This window comes from Erythrobacter sp. (genome assembly GCF_038133525.1).
In the GTDB taxonomy this organism is placed as follows: domain Bacteria; phylum Pseudomonadota; class Alphaproteobacteria; order Sphingomonadales; family Sphingomonadaceae; genus Qipengyuania.
The window spans coordinates 14,382-29,749 of record NZ_JAYPTL010000016.1; the positions used below are offsets into that span (position 1 = coordinate 14,382).

A 15,368-nucleotide genomic window follows, 5' to 3' on the forward strand; every position below is an offset into this window, starting at 1 on the left:
CCCCGCATCATGCCCGCATTCGATCTGATAATCCGCAATGGTACCATCGTGGATGGCACCGGCGCTCCGCGCTTCACTGGCGACATCGCGGTCCGTGACGGCCTGATCGTACAGGTCGGCGAAGTTCGTGGCGACGCTGCGGAAGAGATCGATGCCGGCGGCAAGCTCGTAACGCCTGGTTTCGTCGACGTGCACACCCATTATGACGGCCAGGCAACCTGGGACCAGGAAATGGCCCCGTCGAGCTGGCATGGCGTGACAACGGTGGTGATGGGCAATTGCGGCGTCGGCTTCGCACCCGCCGCCAAGGACAAGCACGAATGGCTCATCGGGCTGATGGAAGGGGTCGAGGATATTCCCGGCACTGCCCTCGCCGAAGGCCTGTCTTGGAATTGGGAGACCTTCCCCGAATATCTCGACGAACTCGAACGCCTGCCGCGCACCATCGACGTGGGGACCCATGTCCCGCACGGCGCGGTGCGCGCCTATGTGCTGGGTGACCGCGAACAGCCTGGGGCCATTCCCACCGAAGACGACATCGCCAGGATGTCGGACATCGTCGAGGAAGGCGTGCGCGCCGGCGCGCTTGGTTTCTCCACGTCACGCACTGTGCTCCACCGCGATATCGACGGTGAGGTCGTGCCCGGCACCACTGCGACGGCAGAGGAACTTGTCGCTATCGGTCGGGCCATGGGCCGCGCCGGTCACGGCGTGTTCGAAATGGCCAGCGACATGAAGCGCGACTGGGACGAGTTCGGCTGGATGGGCAAGATGAGCCGCGAAACCGGCCTGCCCGTCACCTTCGCAGCGCTCCAGTCAATCGCCAAGGAAATGCCGCTCGACGAGCAGATCGCCTGCATGCGCGCCGAGAATGACAATGGCGCCAACATCGTCGCCCAGATTGCCCTGCGCGGCAACGGCATCGTCATGGCATGGCAGGGTACCGTGCACCCCTTCCGCTTCCGCCCGAGCTGGCAGGCGATCGAAGGCCTGCGGTGGGAAGAGCAACGCGCCAAGCTGCTCGATCCCGCGTTCAAGGCCCAGCTCCTGTCCGAGCAGAACGATCTCAGCGAGGTCAATCAGGACATTGTCGGCCTGATCATGGTCGTCTGCGGCGGCTGGGGCATGCAGTTCGAAATGGACCCGGACTTCAACTATGAGCCGACCGCCGAGGAGAGCATCCTCGCACGCGCGGCCAAGGCTGGCGTCTCGGGCGACGAATATGCCTATGACCTGCTTTGCCGTGATGAGGGCAAGGGCTTTATCTACCTGCCGATCCTGAATTACGCAGACGGCAATCTCGACTTCCTGATGGACCTCCAGCAGTCGGACGACACGGTCAATTCGCTGTCCGATGGCGGCGCGCATTGCGGCACTATCTGCGATGCCGCTTCGCCGACCTTCATGCTCCAGCACTGGGTCCGCGATCGCCAGCGTGGCACCATCACGCTGGAGAATGCGATCAAGCGCCAATGCTCCGACACAGCGCGGCTCTATGGCCTGGACGATCGCGGCGTTCTCGCTCCCGGATACCTTGCCGATCTCAACATCATCGACATGGACCGCCTCAAGCTGGGCAAGCCGTGGCTGGCGTTCGACCTGCCCGCAGGCGGCAAGCGCCTACTGCAGAAGGCCGAGGGTTATGTCGCCACGATCAAGAACGGCGCTGTAACTTTCCGCGAAGGCGAATGGACCGGCGCCACCCCCGGTGGCCTGATCCGCGGCCCACAACGCGTCGAGATGGCGGAGGCCGCGGAATGAAGGCCATCCGCATCGGGGTTAGCCCCGCTTCGCTGGATGCCCTCGAATATGTCGACCTGGACGACCCGGCCGCCCCCGGACCGGGAGAGATCACGGTTGCGCTCAAGGCGAGCTCGCTGAACTTCCACGACTATGCGGTGGTCAAGGGGATGATCCCGTCCGAACTGGGACGCATCCCCATGTCGGACGGCGCGGGCGAGGTGATTGCAGTGGGTACCGGAGTGACCGAGTACGCCGTTGGTGACGGGGTGGTCAGCACCTTCTTCCCCGACTGGCTCGATGGCACACCGCCGCGGACTGCATTCACCCGCGTGCCGGGCGACGGGATTGATGGCTATGCACGTGAGACGATCACGGCACCGACCACGTGGTTCACCCGCGCGCCCAAGGGTTACAGCCATGCCGAAGCAGCGACCCTAACCTGCGCAGGTCTCACCGCATGGCGTGCGCTGTTCGTCGACAATGCGATCAAGCCGGGTGACACAGTGCTGGTGCAGGGAACCGGTGGTGTCTCGATCTTTGCCCTCCAGCTCGCGAAGGCTGCGGGTGCAACCGTCATCGCCACCAGTTCCAGCGGTGCCAAGCTTGAGCGCCTCCGGGACATGGGCGCCGATCACCTGATCAACTACAAGGAGGAGACCGCCTGGGGCGCAAAGGTCTTGGCGTTGACCGCTGGCATTGGGGTCGACTGCGTGGTCGAAATCGGCGGAGCGGGAACACTGGATCAGTCGATGATGGCAACACGCGTCGGCGGCCACATTGCCCTGATCGGCGTGCTGGCGGGCTTTGCCGGACCAGTCCAGACGGCACTGCTCATGGCCAAGAACCTGCGTGTCCAGGGCCTCACGGTGGGCAGCCGCAAACAGCAACTCGACATGATCGCGGGCATAGAGGCGAACGGCATCCGGCCGGTGATTTCGGACACTTTCGCACTGGAACATCTGGCCGACGCCTTCCGCCATCAGGAGAGCGGCGGACACTTCGGCAAGATCGCCGTAGAAATCTGACAGGAGAGACCGGACATGGGTTTTGCCGAGTATGATCGGTTCGATGCGCTTGGCCTGGCCGGGCTCGTCGCCAAGGGCGAGGTTACCCCGCTTGAGCTCGTCGATACCGCGATCGAACGCATCGAGGAGCTCAATCCGCGTCTGAATGCGGTTGTCTTCACCGATTACGAAGGCGCCCGCGAGCGTGCCCGCGGTCCCCTTCCCGATGGCCCGTTCAGGGGTGTGCCCTTCCTGCTCAAGGACATCCTTGGCGATCTGGAAGGATGGCCTACGCGCAACGGCTCGCACATCTCGCCACCCGTGCCGATGCCGTTCACGGCCACGTTGGTGCAACGCTTCCTCGCAGGCGGCCTGATCCCGCTGGGTAAGACCAATGTTCCCGAATTCGGACTGGTGGCAACGACCGAGAGCAAGCTCTACGGCCCAGCAGGCAACCCCTGGAACCCGAACCACTCGACGGGCGGGTCATCGGGCGGTTCGGGCGCGGCAGTCGCGAGCGGGATGGTGCCGGTTGCGCACGCCAATGACGGTGGTGGCTCGATCCGCATCCCGGCAAGCTGCAATGGCCTCGTCGGCCTCAAGCCTACGCGTGCGCGCAACCCATTGGGGCCGGTGCTCGGTGACGTGATGGGCGGGCTTGTGGCGGAGCATGTGGTCAGCCGCAGCGTCCGCGACACGGTAGCCATGCTCGATGTCACCGCAGGTACCGAACCGGGCGATCCCTATTTCGCTCCGCCCGGACCCGCGAACTGGCTGCGTGCGGCAGCGGAACCTTGCCCCAAGCTACGTATCGGCTTCGCCCGCACCCGGCCCGGTGGCGGCGCGGCGCTCGACCCGCAAGCCGTCGCAGCTGTCGAACACGCGGCGAAGCTATGTGCGGATCTTGGCCACCAGATCGAGGAAGCCTCACCGCCGATCACCAACGAAGACATGTTCGAAGCCTTCATCGCGATCTGGGCCAGCGGCGTCGCAATGCAGATCGACGGCATTTGTGCGCTCACCGGGCAGAAACCCGGACCGGATAATCTCGAAGGCCTGACGCGCGGCCTCTATGCCATCGGCCAGGCGACCACGGCGCCGCAGCTATGGGGCGCGATCTTCCAGTTGCAGCAGATTGGCCGTGCCGTTGCGGGCTGGCATGCGGACTATGACGTCTGGCTGACTCCAACCCTCGGCACACCGCCTCCAGCTAACGGCACATTCGTGCTCGACAGCGAAGACGTGGAAGCGGGCTTCGGCGCGATGACCGACTATGTGCCCTTCACCGCCATCCAGAACGCCACCGGCCAGCCCGCGATCAACGTGCCGCTGTGGTGGACGCCGGAGGGATTGCCGATGGGGACGCAATTCGTCGGCCGGGTCGGCGAAGAAGCGCTCTTGCTTCAGCTCGCCACCCAGCTCGAGGCGGCCCAGCCCTGGTTCGACCGCCGACCGGCGCTCTGACGGGCGGAATCAGGGTTCGATCACGATCCCGCGGGCCGGGTCGACCGATCCGGCGACCATTTCGACGAAGATCGAGCGCGCCGCATCGAGGCCCGCGTGGCGCTCGATCGCGACCGAGCTACCCGCATCTTCAAGGAAACCGCGCCAGCTTTCCGCCATCTGCTTGCCGGCTTCTTGCGGCCCGACTTCCTTGAATAGCGCCACCGCGTGATCGGGCGCGAAGAACAGGGTTGGCGTGGGCCCGGGCAGATCCCCCGCCCCCATGCCGCGTGCATCGACGTGCGTCGCACCGACCAGGCAGGAATACTTCAGCGCATCGCCAAGCTGTTTATGGATGGCGCCCAACAGGCTGGAATTACCCGCGAAGTCGACCGACACGCTGTCAACCTGCGGCAGGTTGCCTACCGCGTCGTAGGACAGCACCGTATCGTAGAGCCCGCTTGCCTCGACAAAGGCTACATTACCGGCGGAGGTCAGCCCGATCCGCCGAACATTCGGTGAGCGGCGCTTGGCCACGCTGGCGAGGCCCATTGCCGTCTTCGACGAAGCACTGGTGATCACCAGCTGGCTTGCCCCAAACCAGTCTTCCGAGCGCATGAAATATTCGATCAGGAAGCCCGTCTTGAACAGTGGGCCGAAGATCATCCGTTCACCTTCACGGGCGGGGTCATGTTCCGGATCTGCTGCCAATCGTGAATACTGATTGTAGATCGGACTCATCGGCTGACGATGCTCAGCCGTATCGACGAATCCGCCTGCCGTAACCTTGCCTGGGACGACGTCGAGATGGCTGGCCATCGGGAGGTAGCCATAGACCCGCTCGCCCACTGCCAGCTCCGGACAATTGCTCTCGACCACGCGCGCGTGGCCCCACATCGGCACGATCCCCTTGCTTTCAGGCGCGGGGAAGAAGTTCCAGTAACCGAAGCCGTCGCCGACCACCGCATAGGTCACATTGTTGGCGGTGACCGAGAAGCTCTCGATGGCAAGCCTTGCCGCTCCGGCGGCAAGCGGTCCAGCATCGAGCTCTACCACCTGCGCTTCGGTGAGTTTCGCTTTATCGACATGGACTTGCTGCATCTTGGTTCTCCTTTGCAACTGAGGTTAGCGATATCGATCATGGCTGGCGAGGAGTTTGCATGAATTCATTGGCGTTTGGCCAAGCGGACCCATAGGCTCATCGTATGGGGGAAGCCTTGATCTCATCGCCGTGGGCGCTGCTCGTCACCCTTCTCGCAGCGGTGGCTTTGGCCGACTGGCTGGGGCGCAAGGGCATGGCCAGGAAAATGGGTGCGGCGAGCCTGGTGATCCTGCTTGGCGCCCTGCTCGCCAACATCAGCCTGATTCCGAAGGCGGCCAATGGCGGCCCGATCTACGACCAGATCTTCGCGATCGTTACGCCCGCGTCGATCTTCCTTGTCCTGCTCGACGTAAACCTGCCCGCGTTGCGCCGTGCAGGGGGCATGATGGTGGCGACCTTCCTGGTCGGGGCCGTCGGGGTCATGGTGGGCGTGGTGCTGGCCTTCGAGCTACTCCCCATGCGCGATGTGCTCGGCCCGCTCGCGGCCCCTTTTGCCGGCATGTACACGGGAACCTACACCGGCGGCGGCGCGAACTTCAACGCGATCGCCTTGGCCTATGGCGTCTTCGGCCAGGGCACCGAGTTCGTCACCGCCCTGGTGGTCGACAATGTCATGACCAACATCTGGCTGATGCTGCTGCTCGCAATGCCGTTGTTGCTGTCACGCTTCGGTAGGTTCGAAACGCGTGAATATGCCGCCACCGATACAGACAGGGCAGTTAGCGAAGCGAAGACCCGGATCGACTCGCTCGGTGTGGCGCTGCCCCTCGCTCTGGCCGCGGTCGCGGTCTTCGTTTCGGATGCGCTGGCGGCCGAATTGGCGGAACTGGGCCTGCCGCTGCCATCGGTCCTGATCCTGACCACCCTGGCACTGATTGCGGCCCATATCCCCGGCGTGGACCGCTTGCGGCTCGCCCAACCGATCGGCGTGTGGGGCATGCTGATGTTCCTCGCCTGCGTGGGTGCGAGTGCCGATCTCGCTGCCCTGATGCGCGCGCAATCGCTGGGTATGTTGCTGTTCGCCTTTGTCGGCGTGGTGTTCTTCGTCCACATTGCCGCACTGCTGGCATGGGGATGGTGGCGCAGGGTCGACCCGGTGCTCCTGGCCATGGCGTCGGTCACCAATATCGGCGGGACGACGACCGCCTTCGTCATCGCAGAGGTCAACCGGCGCGAGGACCTGTTGCTGCCGGGCATTCTAGTGGGTGCCCTGGGCAATGCGATCGGAACCTATCTCGGCTTCCTGATCGCCGGAATGCTCGGGGCCTGACCGGCAGGCCCCGAAGGCGAATTCAAACGCGCATCGGCATCAGCACGTAGAGCGCGGGCGCATTCTCATCCTTGCGGATCAGCGTCGGCGCACCGGCATCGGCGAGGTGGATCTCGACCGTATCGCTATCGATCTGGTTGAGGATGTCCTTGAGATAGCCAGCGTTGAAGCCGATCTCGAACCCTTCCGAACGGTATTCCGCCGAGAGTTCTTCCGATGCCACGCCATTGTCGGGCGAAGTCACGGTCAGCGTCACCTTGTCGGTATCGAGGCCCATCTTCACTGCACGGGTCTTCTCGGTCGCGATGGTGGCGACGCGATCGACGCCTTCGAAGAAGCTCTTCGGATCGACCTTGAGCAGCTTGTCGTTGCCGGTCGGGATCACGCGCGAATAATCGGGGAAGGTGCCGTCGATCAGCTTGCTGGTCAGCACCACCCCGCCCTCGCCGCCCAGCGTGAAGCGAATCTTGCTGGCCGAGAGGTCGATCTGGACGTTACCGTCCATTGCTTCCTCGAGCAGCTTGCGCAGTTCGGCCACGGCTTTGCGCGGCACGATGACATCGGGCATGCCCTCGGCACCGGCAGGGCGCGGCAGGGTGAAGCGAGCGAGACGGTGGCCGTCGGTCGCCGCCGCCTTCAGCACCGGCTGATCCTCGTCCGACACGTGGAGGAAGATGCCGTTGAGATAATAGCGCGTTTCTTCGGTCGAGATCGCAAAGCGCGTGCGGTCGATCAGTTCGGCCAGGGTCCGGGCGGGGACTTCGAAGCTGGTCGGCAGGTCGCCTTCGACGATCACCGGGAAGTCGTCACGCGGCAGCGTGGGCAGCGAGAAGCGGCTGCGCCCGGCCTTCACCGCCATGCGGTTGTCGGCCGTTTCGAGGCTGACCTGGCTCCCTTCGGGCAGCTTGCGGGCAATATCGAACAACAGGTGCGCCGAGACGGTGATCGAACCCGGGCTTTCGACATTGGCGTCCATATGCTCGACCACCTGCAGGTCGAGGTCGGTCGCCATGACCTTGAGCGAATTGTCCCCATCAGCTTCGATCAGCACGTTCGACAGGATCGGAATCGTGTTGCGGCGTTCAACCACCGACTGAACGTGTGAGAGACAGCGCAGCAGGTTCGCGCGTTCGATGGTGGCCTTCATGGTCCTTCTTTCGTCCCTAGTAGGCGCGGAAGGGGCCGGAATCGCCCCCTGAGCGCCGGAATACGGATATCCACCCTAGCGGGGCTGCCATCCCCTTCAAGGTTCAAGGCGCAGGGCGCGGGATTCCTTGGGGATAAATGGCGGCGAGGCAGGCTCGGACGCTACGATGATCGAATGAGCGCCCGCGTGCGCGATTTTGCGCTGAGAACCGGGCTGCCGGCTCACGACCCATTGCGGACATCGCGCAACGCGGTATTTCTCCTGGGATGAAGGCATCTGAGAAGAAACAGCGCCTTGCGAATGCAACGGCCACTTATTTGCGCCAGATTGGTCGAAAGGCTCAAAAAGGTGCCGAACCGAATGACCGTGCCTACGACCGAAAACTTGATGATAAACTCAAGCGCATGCGTCCCGAGGACGTGGATGCGCTGTTTCGCGGCGAAGACGAATAGGACAGCTGACCACCCAATAGTGGCCGTTCAAAGCGTCAATAACTCCGGTCGTAACTGGACACGGATAGCCCCGACCCCAAACCCTCTACGAAAACATCGCCATGCCGCCGTTCACGTGCAGCGTCTGCCCCGTGACATAGGCTGCCTCGTCGCTGGCGAGATAGGCAACTGCGGCACCGATCTCGTCGCCCTCGCCCATCCGGCCCATCGGGATGCGCGCGTTGATCGCGGCCTTCTGGTCGTCGGTCAGCGCGTCGGTCATCGCGGTACGGATGAAGCCCGGCGCCACGCAGTTGACGGTGATCCCGCGACTGGCGAGTTCCTGGGCCAGGCTCTTCGACATGCCGGTTAGGCCAGCCTTGGCGGCGGTGTAGTTCATCTGGCCCGGATTACCCGTCGCCCCGACCACGCTGGTGATCGAGATGATGCGCCCACGGCGCGCCTTCATCATCGGGCGGGCCGCGGCGCGCATCAGGCGAAAGCTCGCTTCCAGATTGATGCGGATCACCTGGTCCCACTCCTCGTCCTTCATCCGCATGGCGAGGTTGTCGCGCGTGATGCCGGCATTGTTGACGAGGATGTCGATCTTGCCGAACGTGTCGACTGTGGCCGGGATCAGCTCTTCGACCTGGGTAGTGTTCGACAGGTCGCAAGTAATCTCGACATGATCATGCCCGAACTCGTCGTTCAGCTGCTCGCGGAATGAGCGCAGCTTCGCCGCGTTGGATCCAGACAAGGCAAGGCGCGCGCCCTGTTTTGCCAAGGCATAGGCGATCGACGAGCCGATTCCGCCGCTGGCGCCGGTAACGAGGGCGGTCTTTCCTTCGAGGCTGAACATCACCCGTTCTCCTTCGCGAAATTCTCGAGGTCTTCCATAGTGACCAGGCTGATTGCTTGTGCGTCCTTGTCGATCCGGCCAACCATCGGGCCGAGCACCTTGCCACCCAGCTCGACGAAACGCTCGATGCCCGCAGCGCGCATGGCAAGCACGCTTTCGCGCCAGCGCACCCGGCCGGTCACCTGCTCGACCAGCAGGCGTTGTTCTTCCGCCGGGTAGGTGACGCGCGCGGCAGTGACGTTGGCGAACAGGGGAACGGTGAATGCTTGCGGTGGGGTCGCGGCAAGCGCTTCTTCCATGCGCCGCGCGGCCGGTTCCATCAGCGAGCAATGGAACGGGGCCGAAACGGGCAGCTTGATGCCGCGCTTGATGCCATGATCCTTGGCCAGTTCGATCGCGCGGTCGATCGCCGCGGCATGGCCGGAGATAACGACCTGCGTGGGATCATTGTCATTGGCGACTTCGCAAACCTGGCCCTGTGCGGCGGCTTCGGCGAGCGCGGTAGCCTTCTCGATATCCGCACCAAGCAGCGCGGCCATCGCGCCGACACCGACTGGCACGGCGTCCTGCATCGCCATGCCGCGCAGGCGCAACAGGCGGGCCGCATCGGCCAGCGAAAAGGCGCCCGCAGCGCAAAGTGCGCTATATTCGCCCAGCGAATGGCCCGCGACGCAATCCGCGGCGCTGGCAAGGACGATACCAAATTCCTTCTCGAGCACGCGCGCGGTCGCGACCGAATTGGCCATGATCGCGGGCTGTGCATTCGCGGTCATCGTCAGCTCGTCTTCCGGCCCATCCTTCATCAGGCCGGAAAGGCGCTGCTGCAGCGCCTCGTCGACTTCCTGGAACACCTCGAGCGCATGGGCGCTGGCGGCGGCAAGCTCGACACCCATGCCGACCTTCTGGCTGCCCTGACCGGGGAAGATGAATGCAGTCATGTGAATCTCCTCAAGGTGGCGCGCTTAGGAGCGGGGCGCGCGGGCCTCAAGCCCGAAGGGGACAATCCTGTTGGCAGCGTCATGCCCGATATCGGCGCGGCCGAGGTAGGGAATGCCGCTGCGTCGGCACCAATCCTGCGCAATGGCGATCTCGTCAGAGCCGAAGGGGCGATCGTTTTCAGGCACTTCGCTAATCCGTCCGAGCCGCAGGCCGGCGATCCCGGCAAGGTGCTGGGTAATGTGGTAGAACAGGCGGTCCATGGCATAGAGATGCTCTGCCACTTCCTCGACCATCACGACGTGTCCGGTGAGGTCGGGCGCAAGCTCGGTTCCCACCAGCATCGCCAGCGTGGTTAGGTTGAACGCGACTGCGGGCCGTTCGTCTAGGTGGGGTTCGAGGCCACTGTTGCTGCCGCAAAACCAGTCTAGCGCTCGATTGATCGCCTCCACCCCGCCCTCTCGCCGGATATCGCCAGCCAGGGGGCCGTGGGCAACGCGCCCGATGCCATGGCGATACATGGCGCCGAGCAGGAAGCCGGTATCGGAATATCCGAGGTAGGATTTCGCCCGGGCGGCCGAGTTCATTGCGGCCACCGCCTGTGCGGCAATGCGGTTGGAGCCATAGCCACCCATGGCGAACCACACCGCATCGAAACCGGGATCGTTGGCACAATCGAGCAAGGCCGCGAGCCGAACCGCGTCGTTCCCGGCAAAATGCCCCTCTTCGAGGAAGCACTGATCGTGGAACTGCACCTCAACATCGTCGCGTGCGGCCACCAGCGCCTCGACGGCTTCGGCTCTTTCGCGCTTGAGCGGCTTTCCCGGGGCGCAGATCGCAATTCTGACCATGCGCCCTGCTAGCGCGCTTGTGTTGGCGCGCACAACTCAATAGCTGCTCGGGCATGACGGATATGCCCACTCCCGAAGAACTTTTTGCGCGCCCATTCTTCTTTTGCGGGATCGGCGGATCGGGAATGCTGCCACTCGCGCAAATCGTCCAGGGGCGCGGGGCAAGGGTCGAAGGGTCGGACCGCAGCCGCGACCAGGGCCGCACCCCTGAGAAGTTCGCTGCATTGGAACGCCAGGGCTTCGTGCTGCACCCACAGGACGGCAGCGGCATCCAATCGCCCGAGCAGGTTCTGGTGGCGAGCGCGGCGATCGAAGACACCGTGCCCGAAATCCAGCGCGCCAATGCGCTCGATTGCCTGCGCCTCTCGCGTGCCGAGCTCAACTCGATCCTGTTCAACACCAGTGGCGCGGGACTCGCCGTCGCGGGCACCAGCGGCAAGTCGACCGTTACCGGGATGCTCGGCTGGATTCTCCACGCAATTGGTCGTGACCCCACGATCATGAATGGCGCGGTGATGAAGAATTTCGTCTCGCCCGAGCGCCCCTATGCCAGCGCGGTGATCGGCGGACGGGCGATCTATGTCAGCGAAGTCGACGAAAGCGATGGCTCGATCGCGCTCTACCGCCCGGCGGTGGGTGTGCTGCTCAACGTCAGCCTCGACCACAAGACCATGGACGAATTGCGCCAGCTCTTCGCTGACTACCTGGCGCGCAGCCGCATCGCGGTGATCAATGCCGACGATCCGGAAGCTCTGGCGCTATTGCCCCATGCGAAGGAGGTAATCACCTTCGGCATTGCACAGGAAAAGGCGCAGATCGGCGTCGTGCCCGGGACCATTGCCGAAGGTCCTGTGCGTCAGGCGGCCATGGTGGTCGACCGCCATGACGGATCGGAACACGCCCTGCGTCTCAACCTGCCCGGGCGGCACAACCTGTCGAACGCATTGGCTGCGATCGCTGGCGCTGCAGCCGCCGGGATCCCGGTAGCCGCAGCGGTGGAGGCATTGGGAAGCTTCGCCGGGCTGGCACGTCGTTTCGATATCATCGGGACGACATCGTCCGGCATCACGGTGATCGACGATTTCGGCCACAATCCGGAAAAATGCGCCGCGACCCTGCGCACGCTCAAGTCGCATCCCGGGCGGGTCATCGCGTTCTTCCAACCCCACGGATATGGGCCATTGCGCCAGATGGGCGAGGAACTGGCGGAAACTTTCGCACGCGAACTTGGCCCCGACGACCTCACGATCCTGTGCGATCCGGTCTATTTCGGCGGCACTGTCGACCGGAGCGTCGGTAGCGATCGGATCGTCGGGCTAATCGAACAGGCAGGGGGGCGCGCCGAGTACATCCCGGCTCGCGATGATGTCGCCGCCTTCATCGCCGAGCGCGCGCAACCGGGAGACCGGATCGTGGTCATGGGCGCACGCGACGACACGCTCAGCGAATTCGCCAAGGGCCTGCTGCGGCGTCTTTCCTAGATCGCGGCCGGTCCTGCGGCCTCACGTTCCCACGCACGCCTGAACCCATCCCTCGCCCTCAGGCGCTCGCGATAGGCTTTCAGGTTTTCGGGCACACCTTCGTCGAGCCCGACGCTTTCAGCGAGCACCAGCGCGTAACCGCAGCAAATATCGGCCACGGTAAAGCGGTCGGCGCACAGGAACTCGCGGGTCTCCAGCCGCTGTTCAAGCTTCACCAACCGTTTCCAGAACCACTTGGCGTAGGCTTCACCCGCTTCCTGCAGCCCCTTGTCCTTCTCGAACAGGACGAAGCGCATATAGACCGTCTGCGGAAAGGTGATCGTCGCATCGGCGTGGTAGGTGAAATCGCAATAGGCAGCATAGTCCGCTTCGCCCGGTGCAATTGCCAGGTCGGTATAGCCGTCCTTCGTCGCCAGATAATGGGCGATCGCGCAACTCTCGGTCATCCGCACATCGCCTTCAACCAGCAGCGGCACGGTGCCGAGCGGATTGAGCTCGAGGTATTCGGGTGCAAGGAAGCGCGGCGGGAACGGCAGCATCCTGAGATCGATGTCGACCCCGGCCTCCTCCGCCGCCCAGGTCGCCCGGAAACCCCGCGATCGGGCACAGGTGTAGAGGGTCGGCCGCTCCGCCATGTCAGTGACTCGCCCCAATCTTCAGCACCTTGTGCAGCAGCACCGCGATCGCGTAGCCCAGCACCAGCCCGACACCCGCTGAGAGCGCGGCATAGGTAAGCCATCCCAGCACACCGCTCAGGGCTCCGGTGGCAAGTTCGACCGCATGCTGGATGCCATGCGCGAGTTCGGCCGGGCCATGAAGGCCGAGCTCTTCCAAACCGTGCAGGATGATGCCGCCGCCGACCCACAACATCGCCACCGTTCCAACGGTCGAGAGCACCGTCAACACCTTAGGCATCGCATTGACCAGCCAGCGCCCGAAGCGCCTGGTCGATTCCCGCTCGCGCTCGGCAAGGTGCAGGCCGATATCGTCCATCTTCACGATCAGCGCGACCGCGCCATAGATGCATACCGTAATCGCCACTCCGACCAGCGCCAGCACGCCTGCTCGCACAATCAGCGTCTCATCCGCCACGGTCGACAGGGTAATCGCCATAATCTCTGCAGAGAGGATCAGGTCGGTGCGGATCGCACCGGAAACGCGCTGTTTCTCGAACAGCGCCATGTCCTCGATCGGGTCCTCGAGCGTTTCGCCGTGCTCCTCGCCGGTCAGCCACTCCATAACCTTTTCGGCGCCCTCATAGCTGAGATAGGCGCCGCCGAGCATGAGCAGCGGGGTGATCGACCAGGGTAGGAATGCACTGAGGAGAAGCGCCGCGGGCAGCAGGATCACTAACTTGTTGAACAAGCTCCCACGCGTGATTTTAGCAATGATAGGCAATTCACGATCCGGCGTGAATCCCGTGACATAGTTCGGCGTTACCGCCGCATCGTCGATCACGACCCCGGCGGCCTTTGACCCCGCCTTGCTCGCGGCCACGCCGACGTCGTCGACCGAGGCCGCCGCAGCACGCGCAATCACCGCTACGTCATCGAATAGCGCAACCAATCCACCAGGCACGTGCCACTCCTCCGCAAGAACGCCGTTTTCGCCCCTGCCCTGCACAGTGGCCGCCTGCAAGCCTTGCATTCTCCGTCAATCCCGTTATGTGCGCGCATCCCTCGCTTCCGGGCCCACCGGAATCTAGGGATTCGAAGAAAGCCGGAGGGGCCCCGCAATCCCGCGGATCAGCCAGCGATCGGCCCGAAGTGAAAGGAAGACCACATGGCTCTTTACGAGCACGTGTTCCTTGCGCGCCAGGATCTGAGTCAGGCTCAGGTCGACGCTCTGGCAGCGCAGGCTACCGAGATTGTCGAGGCGAATAACGGCAAGGTCACCAAGACCGAGACCTGGGGCCTCAAGAACCTCGCCTACAAGATCGACCGCAACCGCAAGGCGCACTTTGTGCTGCTCAACATCGAGGGCCCCGGCTCCGTCGTTGCCGAGCTCGAGCGCCAGACCCGCATCAACGAAGACGTGATCCGTTATTTGACGATCGCCGTCGACGAACATGAAACCGGCCCATCGGTGATGATGCGCAAGAACGAACGCGACAAGAAGCGTCGCGAAAGCCGTGAGGAGCGCGACTGATGGCCCGCCCGTTTTTCCGCCGCCGCAAGTCCTGCCCGTTCTCGGGCAAGAACGCGCCCGTAATCGACTATAAGGACGTTCGTCTGCTCCAGGGCTTCATGTCCGAGCGTGGCAAGATCGTTCCTAGCCGTATCACCGCCGTCAGCGCCAAGAAGCAGCGTGAGCTCGCCAAGGCGATCAAGCGCGCACGCCAGATCGGCCTGCTGCCGTACATCGTGAAGTAAGAGGAGAAGGCACATGGATATCATCCTCCTCGAACGTATCGAGAAGCTCGGCACCATCGGTGACGTCGTCACCGTCAAGGACGGCTACGCCCGCAACTTCCTGCTTCCGCAGAAGAAGGCCCTGCGCGCCAACGAAGCCAACAAGAAGGTCTTCGAAGCCAACCGCGATCGCCTGGAAAAGGAAAACGCCGAACGCCGTGTCGTCGCCGAAAAGGCGGGCGAAAAGGTTGCAGGCGTCGAGATCGTCCTGATCCGTTCCTCGTCGAACGCCGGCCAGCTCTATGGTTCGGTCAACGTGCGCGACATCGCGCTGGCGCTGGCTGAACAGGGCCACGACATCGACAAGAAGCAGGTCATCATGGGCCATCCGATCAAGACCCTGGGCATGCACGAAGTTCGCGTCGACCTGCACCCGGAAGTCTCGGTCACGATCAAGGCCAATGTCGCGCGTTCGGACGACGAAGCCGAACTGCAGAGCCAGGGCGTCGACGTGATGGCGCAGATGTTCGAGGACGAACAGCGCGAGATCGAAGAACAGGCCGAAGCCAACCGCATCGACCCGACGCTCGAGCCCGGCGAAATTCCCGCCGACATGCTCGGCGACGACGCCGAAGCGCAGGCCGACGAGAGCGAAGAGACCGCCGAGGGCTGATCTTCCTCCTCGCAAGAGACACGAAAAGGGCGCGGCGGCTTCGGTCTTCGCGCCCTTTTTGTAAGAAGCGCGCGCGC

Annotated in this window: 16 protein-coding genes; 9 read left to right on the forward strand and 7 right to left on the reverse strand. The window is 63.7% G+C overall.

From position 1 onward, the window contains the following. Positions 1 to 9 precede the first annotated feature (9 nt). Genes AAFM29_RS05845 through AAFM29_RS05855 form a run of 3 tightly spaced genes read left to right on the forward strand, consistent with a single transcriptional unit; the run spans position 10 to position 4,211 of the window. Entirely contained in the window at positions 10 to 1,761 is a 1,752-nt protein-coding gene (locus AAFM29_RS05845) for a D-aminoacylase (protein ID WP_341711863.1), read from the forward strand. Next, positions 1,758 to 2,768, forward strand: a complete 1,011-nt coding sequence (locus tag AAFM29_RS05850) for an NAD(P)-dependent alcohol dehydrogenase (RefSeq protein WP_341711864.1) — start codon at positions 1,758 to 1,760, stop codon at positions 2,766 to 2,768. The genes AAFM29_RS05845 and AAFM29_RS05850 overlap by 4 nt, the downstream gene beginning before the upstream one ends. Before the next feature lie 15 nt (positions 2,769 to 2,783). Further along, complete coding sequence (locus AAFM29_RS05855; protein ID WP_341711865.1) at positions 2,784 to 4,211, forward strand: amidase family protein; 1,428 nt, start codon at positions 2,784 to 2,786, stop codon at positions 4,209 to 4,211. A gap of 9 nt (positions 4,212 to 4,220) precedes the next feature. Here the strand turns inward: AAFM29_RS05855 and AAFM29_RS05860 are convergent, their stop codons facing one another. After that, entirely contained in the window at positions 4,221 to 5,291 is a 1,071-nt protein-coding gene (locus AAFM29_RS05860; protein WP_341711866.1) for a DUF2855 family protein, read from the reverse strand. Between the two features lie 104 nt (positions 5,292 to 5,395). On the opposite strand from AAFM29_RS05860, the gene AAFM29_RS05865 reads away from it, so the two are divergent. Beyond that, positions 5,396 to 6,562 (forward strand): DUF819 family protein, encoded by a 1,167-nt coding sequence (locus AAFM29_RS05865; RefSeq protein ID WP_341711867.1) that lies wholly within the window; start codon positions 5,396 to 5,398, stop codon positions 6,560 to 6,562. A gap of 22 nt (positions 6,563 to 6,584) precedes the next feature. On the opposite strand, the gene dnaN is transcribed toward AAFM29_RS05865, so the two are convergent. Beyond that, on the reverse strand, positions 6,585 to 7,709 hold the full coding sequence (gene dnaN / locus AAFM29_RS05870) for a DNA polymerase III subunit beta (protein ID WP_341711868.1): 1,125 nt from the start codon (positions 7,707 to 7,709) through the stop codon (positions 6,585 to 6,587). A gap of 266 nt (positions 7,710 to 7,975) precedes the next feature. Between dnaN and AAFM29_RS05875 the strand changes: the two genes are divergently transcribed. After that, positions 7,976 to 8,161: a hypothetical protein gene (locus AAFM29_RS05875; protein WP_341711869.1), complete on the forward strand. Its 186-nt coding sequence runs from the start codon at positions 7,976 to 7,978 to the stop codon at positions 8,159 to 8,161. 85 nt (positions 8,162 to 8,246) lie between these two features. Here the strand turns inward: AAFM29_RS05875 and fabG are convergent, their stop codons facing one another. Genes fabG through AAFM29_RS05890 form a run of 3 tightly spaced genes read right to left on the reverse strand, consistent with a single transcriptional unit; the run spans position 8,247 to position 10,786 of the window. Beyond that, positions 8,247 to 8,999: a 3-oxoacyl-[acyl-carrier-protein] reductase gene (gene fabG, locus AAFM29_RS05880; protein ID WP_341711870.1), complete on the reverse strand. Its 753-nt coding sequence runs from the start codon at positions 8,997 to 8,999 to the stop codon at positions 8,247 to 8,249. Then, positions 8,999 to 9,937 carry an ACP S-malonyltransferase gene (gene fabD / locus AAFM29_RS05885; protein ID WP_341711871.1) on the reverse strand — a complete coding sequence of 313 codons (939 nt, stop codon included), beginning with the start codon at positions 9,935 to 9,937 and terminating at the stop codon, positions 8,999 to 9,001. The genes fabG and fabD overlap by 1 nt, the downstream gene beginning before the upstream one ends. A 24-nt stretch (positions 9,938 to 9,961) precedes the next feature. Next, entirely contained in the window at positions 9,962 to 10,786 is an 825-nt protein-coding gene (locus AAFM29_RS05890; protein WP_341711873.1) for an LD-carboxypeptidase, read from the reverse strand. Positions 10,787 to 10,839: 53 nt separating this feature from the next. On the opposite strand from AAFM29_RS05890, the gene AAFM29_RS05895 reads away from it, so the two are divergent. After that, entirely contained in the window at positions 10,840 to 12,267 is a 1,428-nt protein-coding gene (locus tag AAFM29_RS05895; RefSeq protein ID WP_341711874.1) for a glutamate ligase domain-containing protein, read from the forward strand. Here the strand turns inward: AAFM29_RS05895 and AAFM29_RS05900 are convergent. Then, positions 12,264 to 12,920: a glutathione S-transferase family protein gene (locus AAFM29_RS05900; RefSeq protein ID WP_341711875.1), complete on the reverse strand. Its 657-nt coding sequence runs from the start codon at positions 12,918 to 12,920 to the stop codon at positions 12,264 to 12,266. The genes AAFM29_RS05895 and AAFM29_RS05900 overlap by 4 nt on opposite strands. Then, positions 12,904 to 13,845, reverse strand: a complete 942-nt coding sequence (locus tag AAFM29_RS05905) for a DUF808 domain-containing protein (RefSeq protein WP_341711914.1) — start codon at positions 13,843 to 13,845, stop codon at positions 12,904 to 12,906. The genes AAFM29_RS05900 and AAFM29_RS05905 overlap by 17 nt, the downstream gene beginning before the upstream one ends. A 204-nt stretch (positions 13,846 to 14,049) precedes the next feature. On the opposite strand from AAFM29_RS05905, the gene rpsF reads away from it, so the two are divergent. Genes rpsF through rplI form a run of 3 tightly spaced genes read left to right on the forward strand, consistent with a single transcriptional unit; the run spans position 14,050 to position 15,291 of the window. Continuing rightward, positions 14,050 to 14,415, forward strand: coding sequence for a 30S ribosomal protein S6 (rpsF, locus tag AAFM29_RS05910; protein WP_341711876.1), 366 nt, complete (start codon positions 14,050 to 14,052; stop codon positions 14,413 to 14,415). Next, the gene (rpsR, locus tag AAFM29_RS05915) at positions 14,415 to 14,639 is read left to right on the forward strand and encodes a 30S ribosomal protein S18 (protein WP_173214856.1); all 225 of its coding nucleotides are present in this window, start codon (positions 14,415 to 14,417) and stop codon (positions 14,637 to 14,639) included. The genes rpsF and rpsR overlap by 1 nt, the downstream gene beginning before the upstream one ends. A gap of 13 nt (positions 14,640 to 14,652) precedes the next feature. After that, complete coding sequence (rplI, locus tag AAFM29_RS05920) at positions 14,653 to 15,291, forward strand: 50S ribosomal protein L9 (protein WP_341711877.1); 639 nt, start codon at positions 14,653 to 14,655, stop codon at positions 15,289 to 15,291. Positions 15,292 to 15,368: the final 77 nt, after the last annotated feature.

What these genes read in the sequence shown, in the direction of transcription:
- AAFM29_RS05855 (WP_341711865.1), top strand. Translation starts at nt 2,784, where the DNA reads ATGGGTTTTGCCGAGTATGATCGGTTCGATGCGCTTGGCCTGGCCGGG.
- fabG (WP_341711870.1), bottom strand. Translation starts at nt 8,999, where the DNA reads ATGTTCAGCCTCGAAGGAAAGACCGCCCTCGTTACCGGCGCCAGCGGC.
- AAFM29_RS05875 (WP_341711869.1), top strand. Translation starts at nt 7,976, where the DNA reads ATGAAGGCATCTGAGAAGAAACAGCGCCTTGCGAATGCAACGGCCACT.
- fabD (WP_341711871.1), bottom strand. Translation starts at nt 9,937, where the DNA reads ATGACTGCATTCATCTTCCCCGGTCAGGGCAGCCAGAAGGTCGGCATG.
- rplI (WP_341711877.1), top strand. Translation starts at nt 14,653, where the DNA reads ATGGATATCATCCTCCTCGAACGTATCGAGAAGCTCGGCACCATCGGT.
- AAFM29_RS05895 (WP_341711874.1), top strand. Translation starts at nt 10,840, where the DNA reads ATGACGGATATGCCCACTCCCGAAGAACTTTTTGCGCGCCCATTCTTC.
- AAFM29_RS05845 (WP_341711863.1), top strand. Translation starts at nt 10, where the DNA reads ATGCCCGCATTCGATCTGATAATCCGCAATGGTACCATCGTGGATGGC.
- AAFM29_RS05865 (WP_341711867.1), top strand. Translation starts at nt 5,396, where the DNA reads ATGGGGGAAGCCTTGATCTCATCGCCGTGGGCGCTGCTCGTCACCCTT.
- rpsF (WP_341711876.1), top strand. Translation starts at nt 14,050, where the DNA reads ATGGCTCTTTACGAGCACGTGTTCCTTGCGCGCCAGGATCTGAGTCAG.
- dnaN (WP_341711868.1), bottom strand. Translation starts at nt 7,709, where the DNA reads ATGAAGGCCACCATCGAACGCGCGAACCTGCTGCGCTGTCTCTCACAC.
- rpsR (WP_173214856.1), top strand. Translation starts at nt 14,415, where the DNA reads ATGGCCCGCCCGTTTTTCCGCCGCCGCAAGTCCTGCCCGTTCTCGGGC.
- AAFM29_RS05850 (WP_341711864.1), top strand. Translation starts at nt 1,758, where the DNA reads ATGAAGGCCATCCGCATCGGGGTTAGCCCCGCTTCGCTGGATGCCCTC.
- AAFM29_RS05890 (WP_341711873.1), bottom strand. Translation starts at nt 10,786, where the DNA reads ATGGTCAGAATTGCGATCTGCGCCCCGGGAAAGCCGCTCAAGCGCGAA.
- AAFM29_RS05860 (WP_341711866.1), bottom strand. Translation starts at nt 5,291, where the DNA reads ATGCAGCAAGTCCATGTCGATAAAGCGAAACTCACCGAAGCGCAGGTG.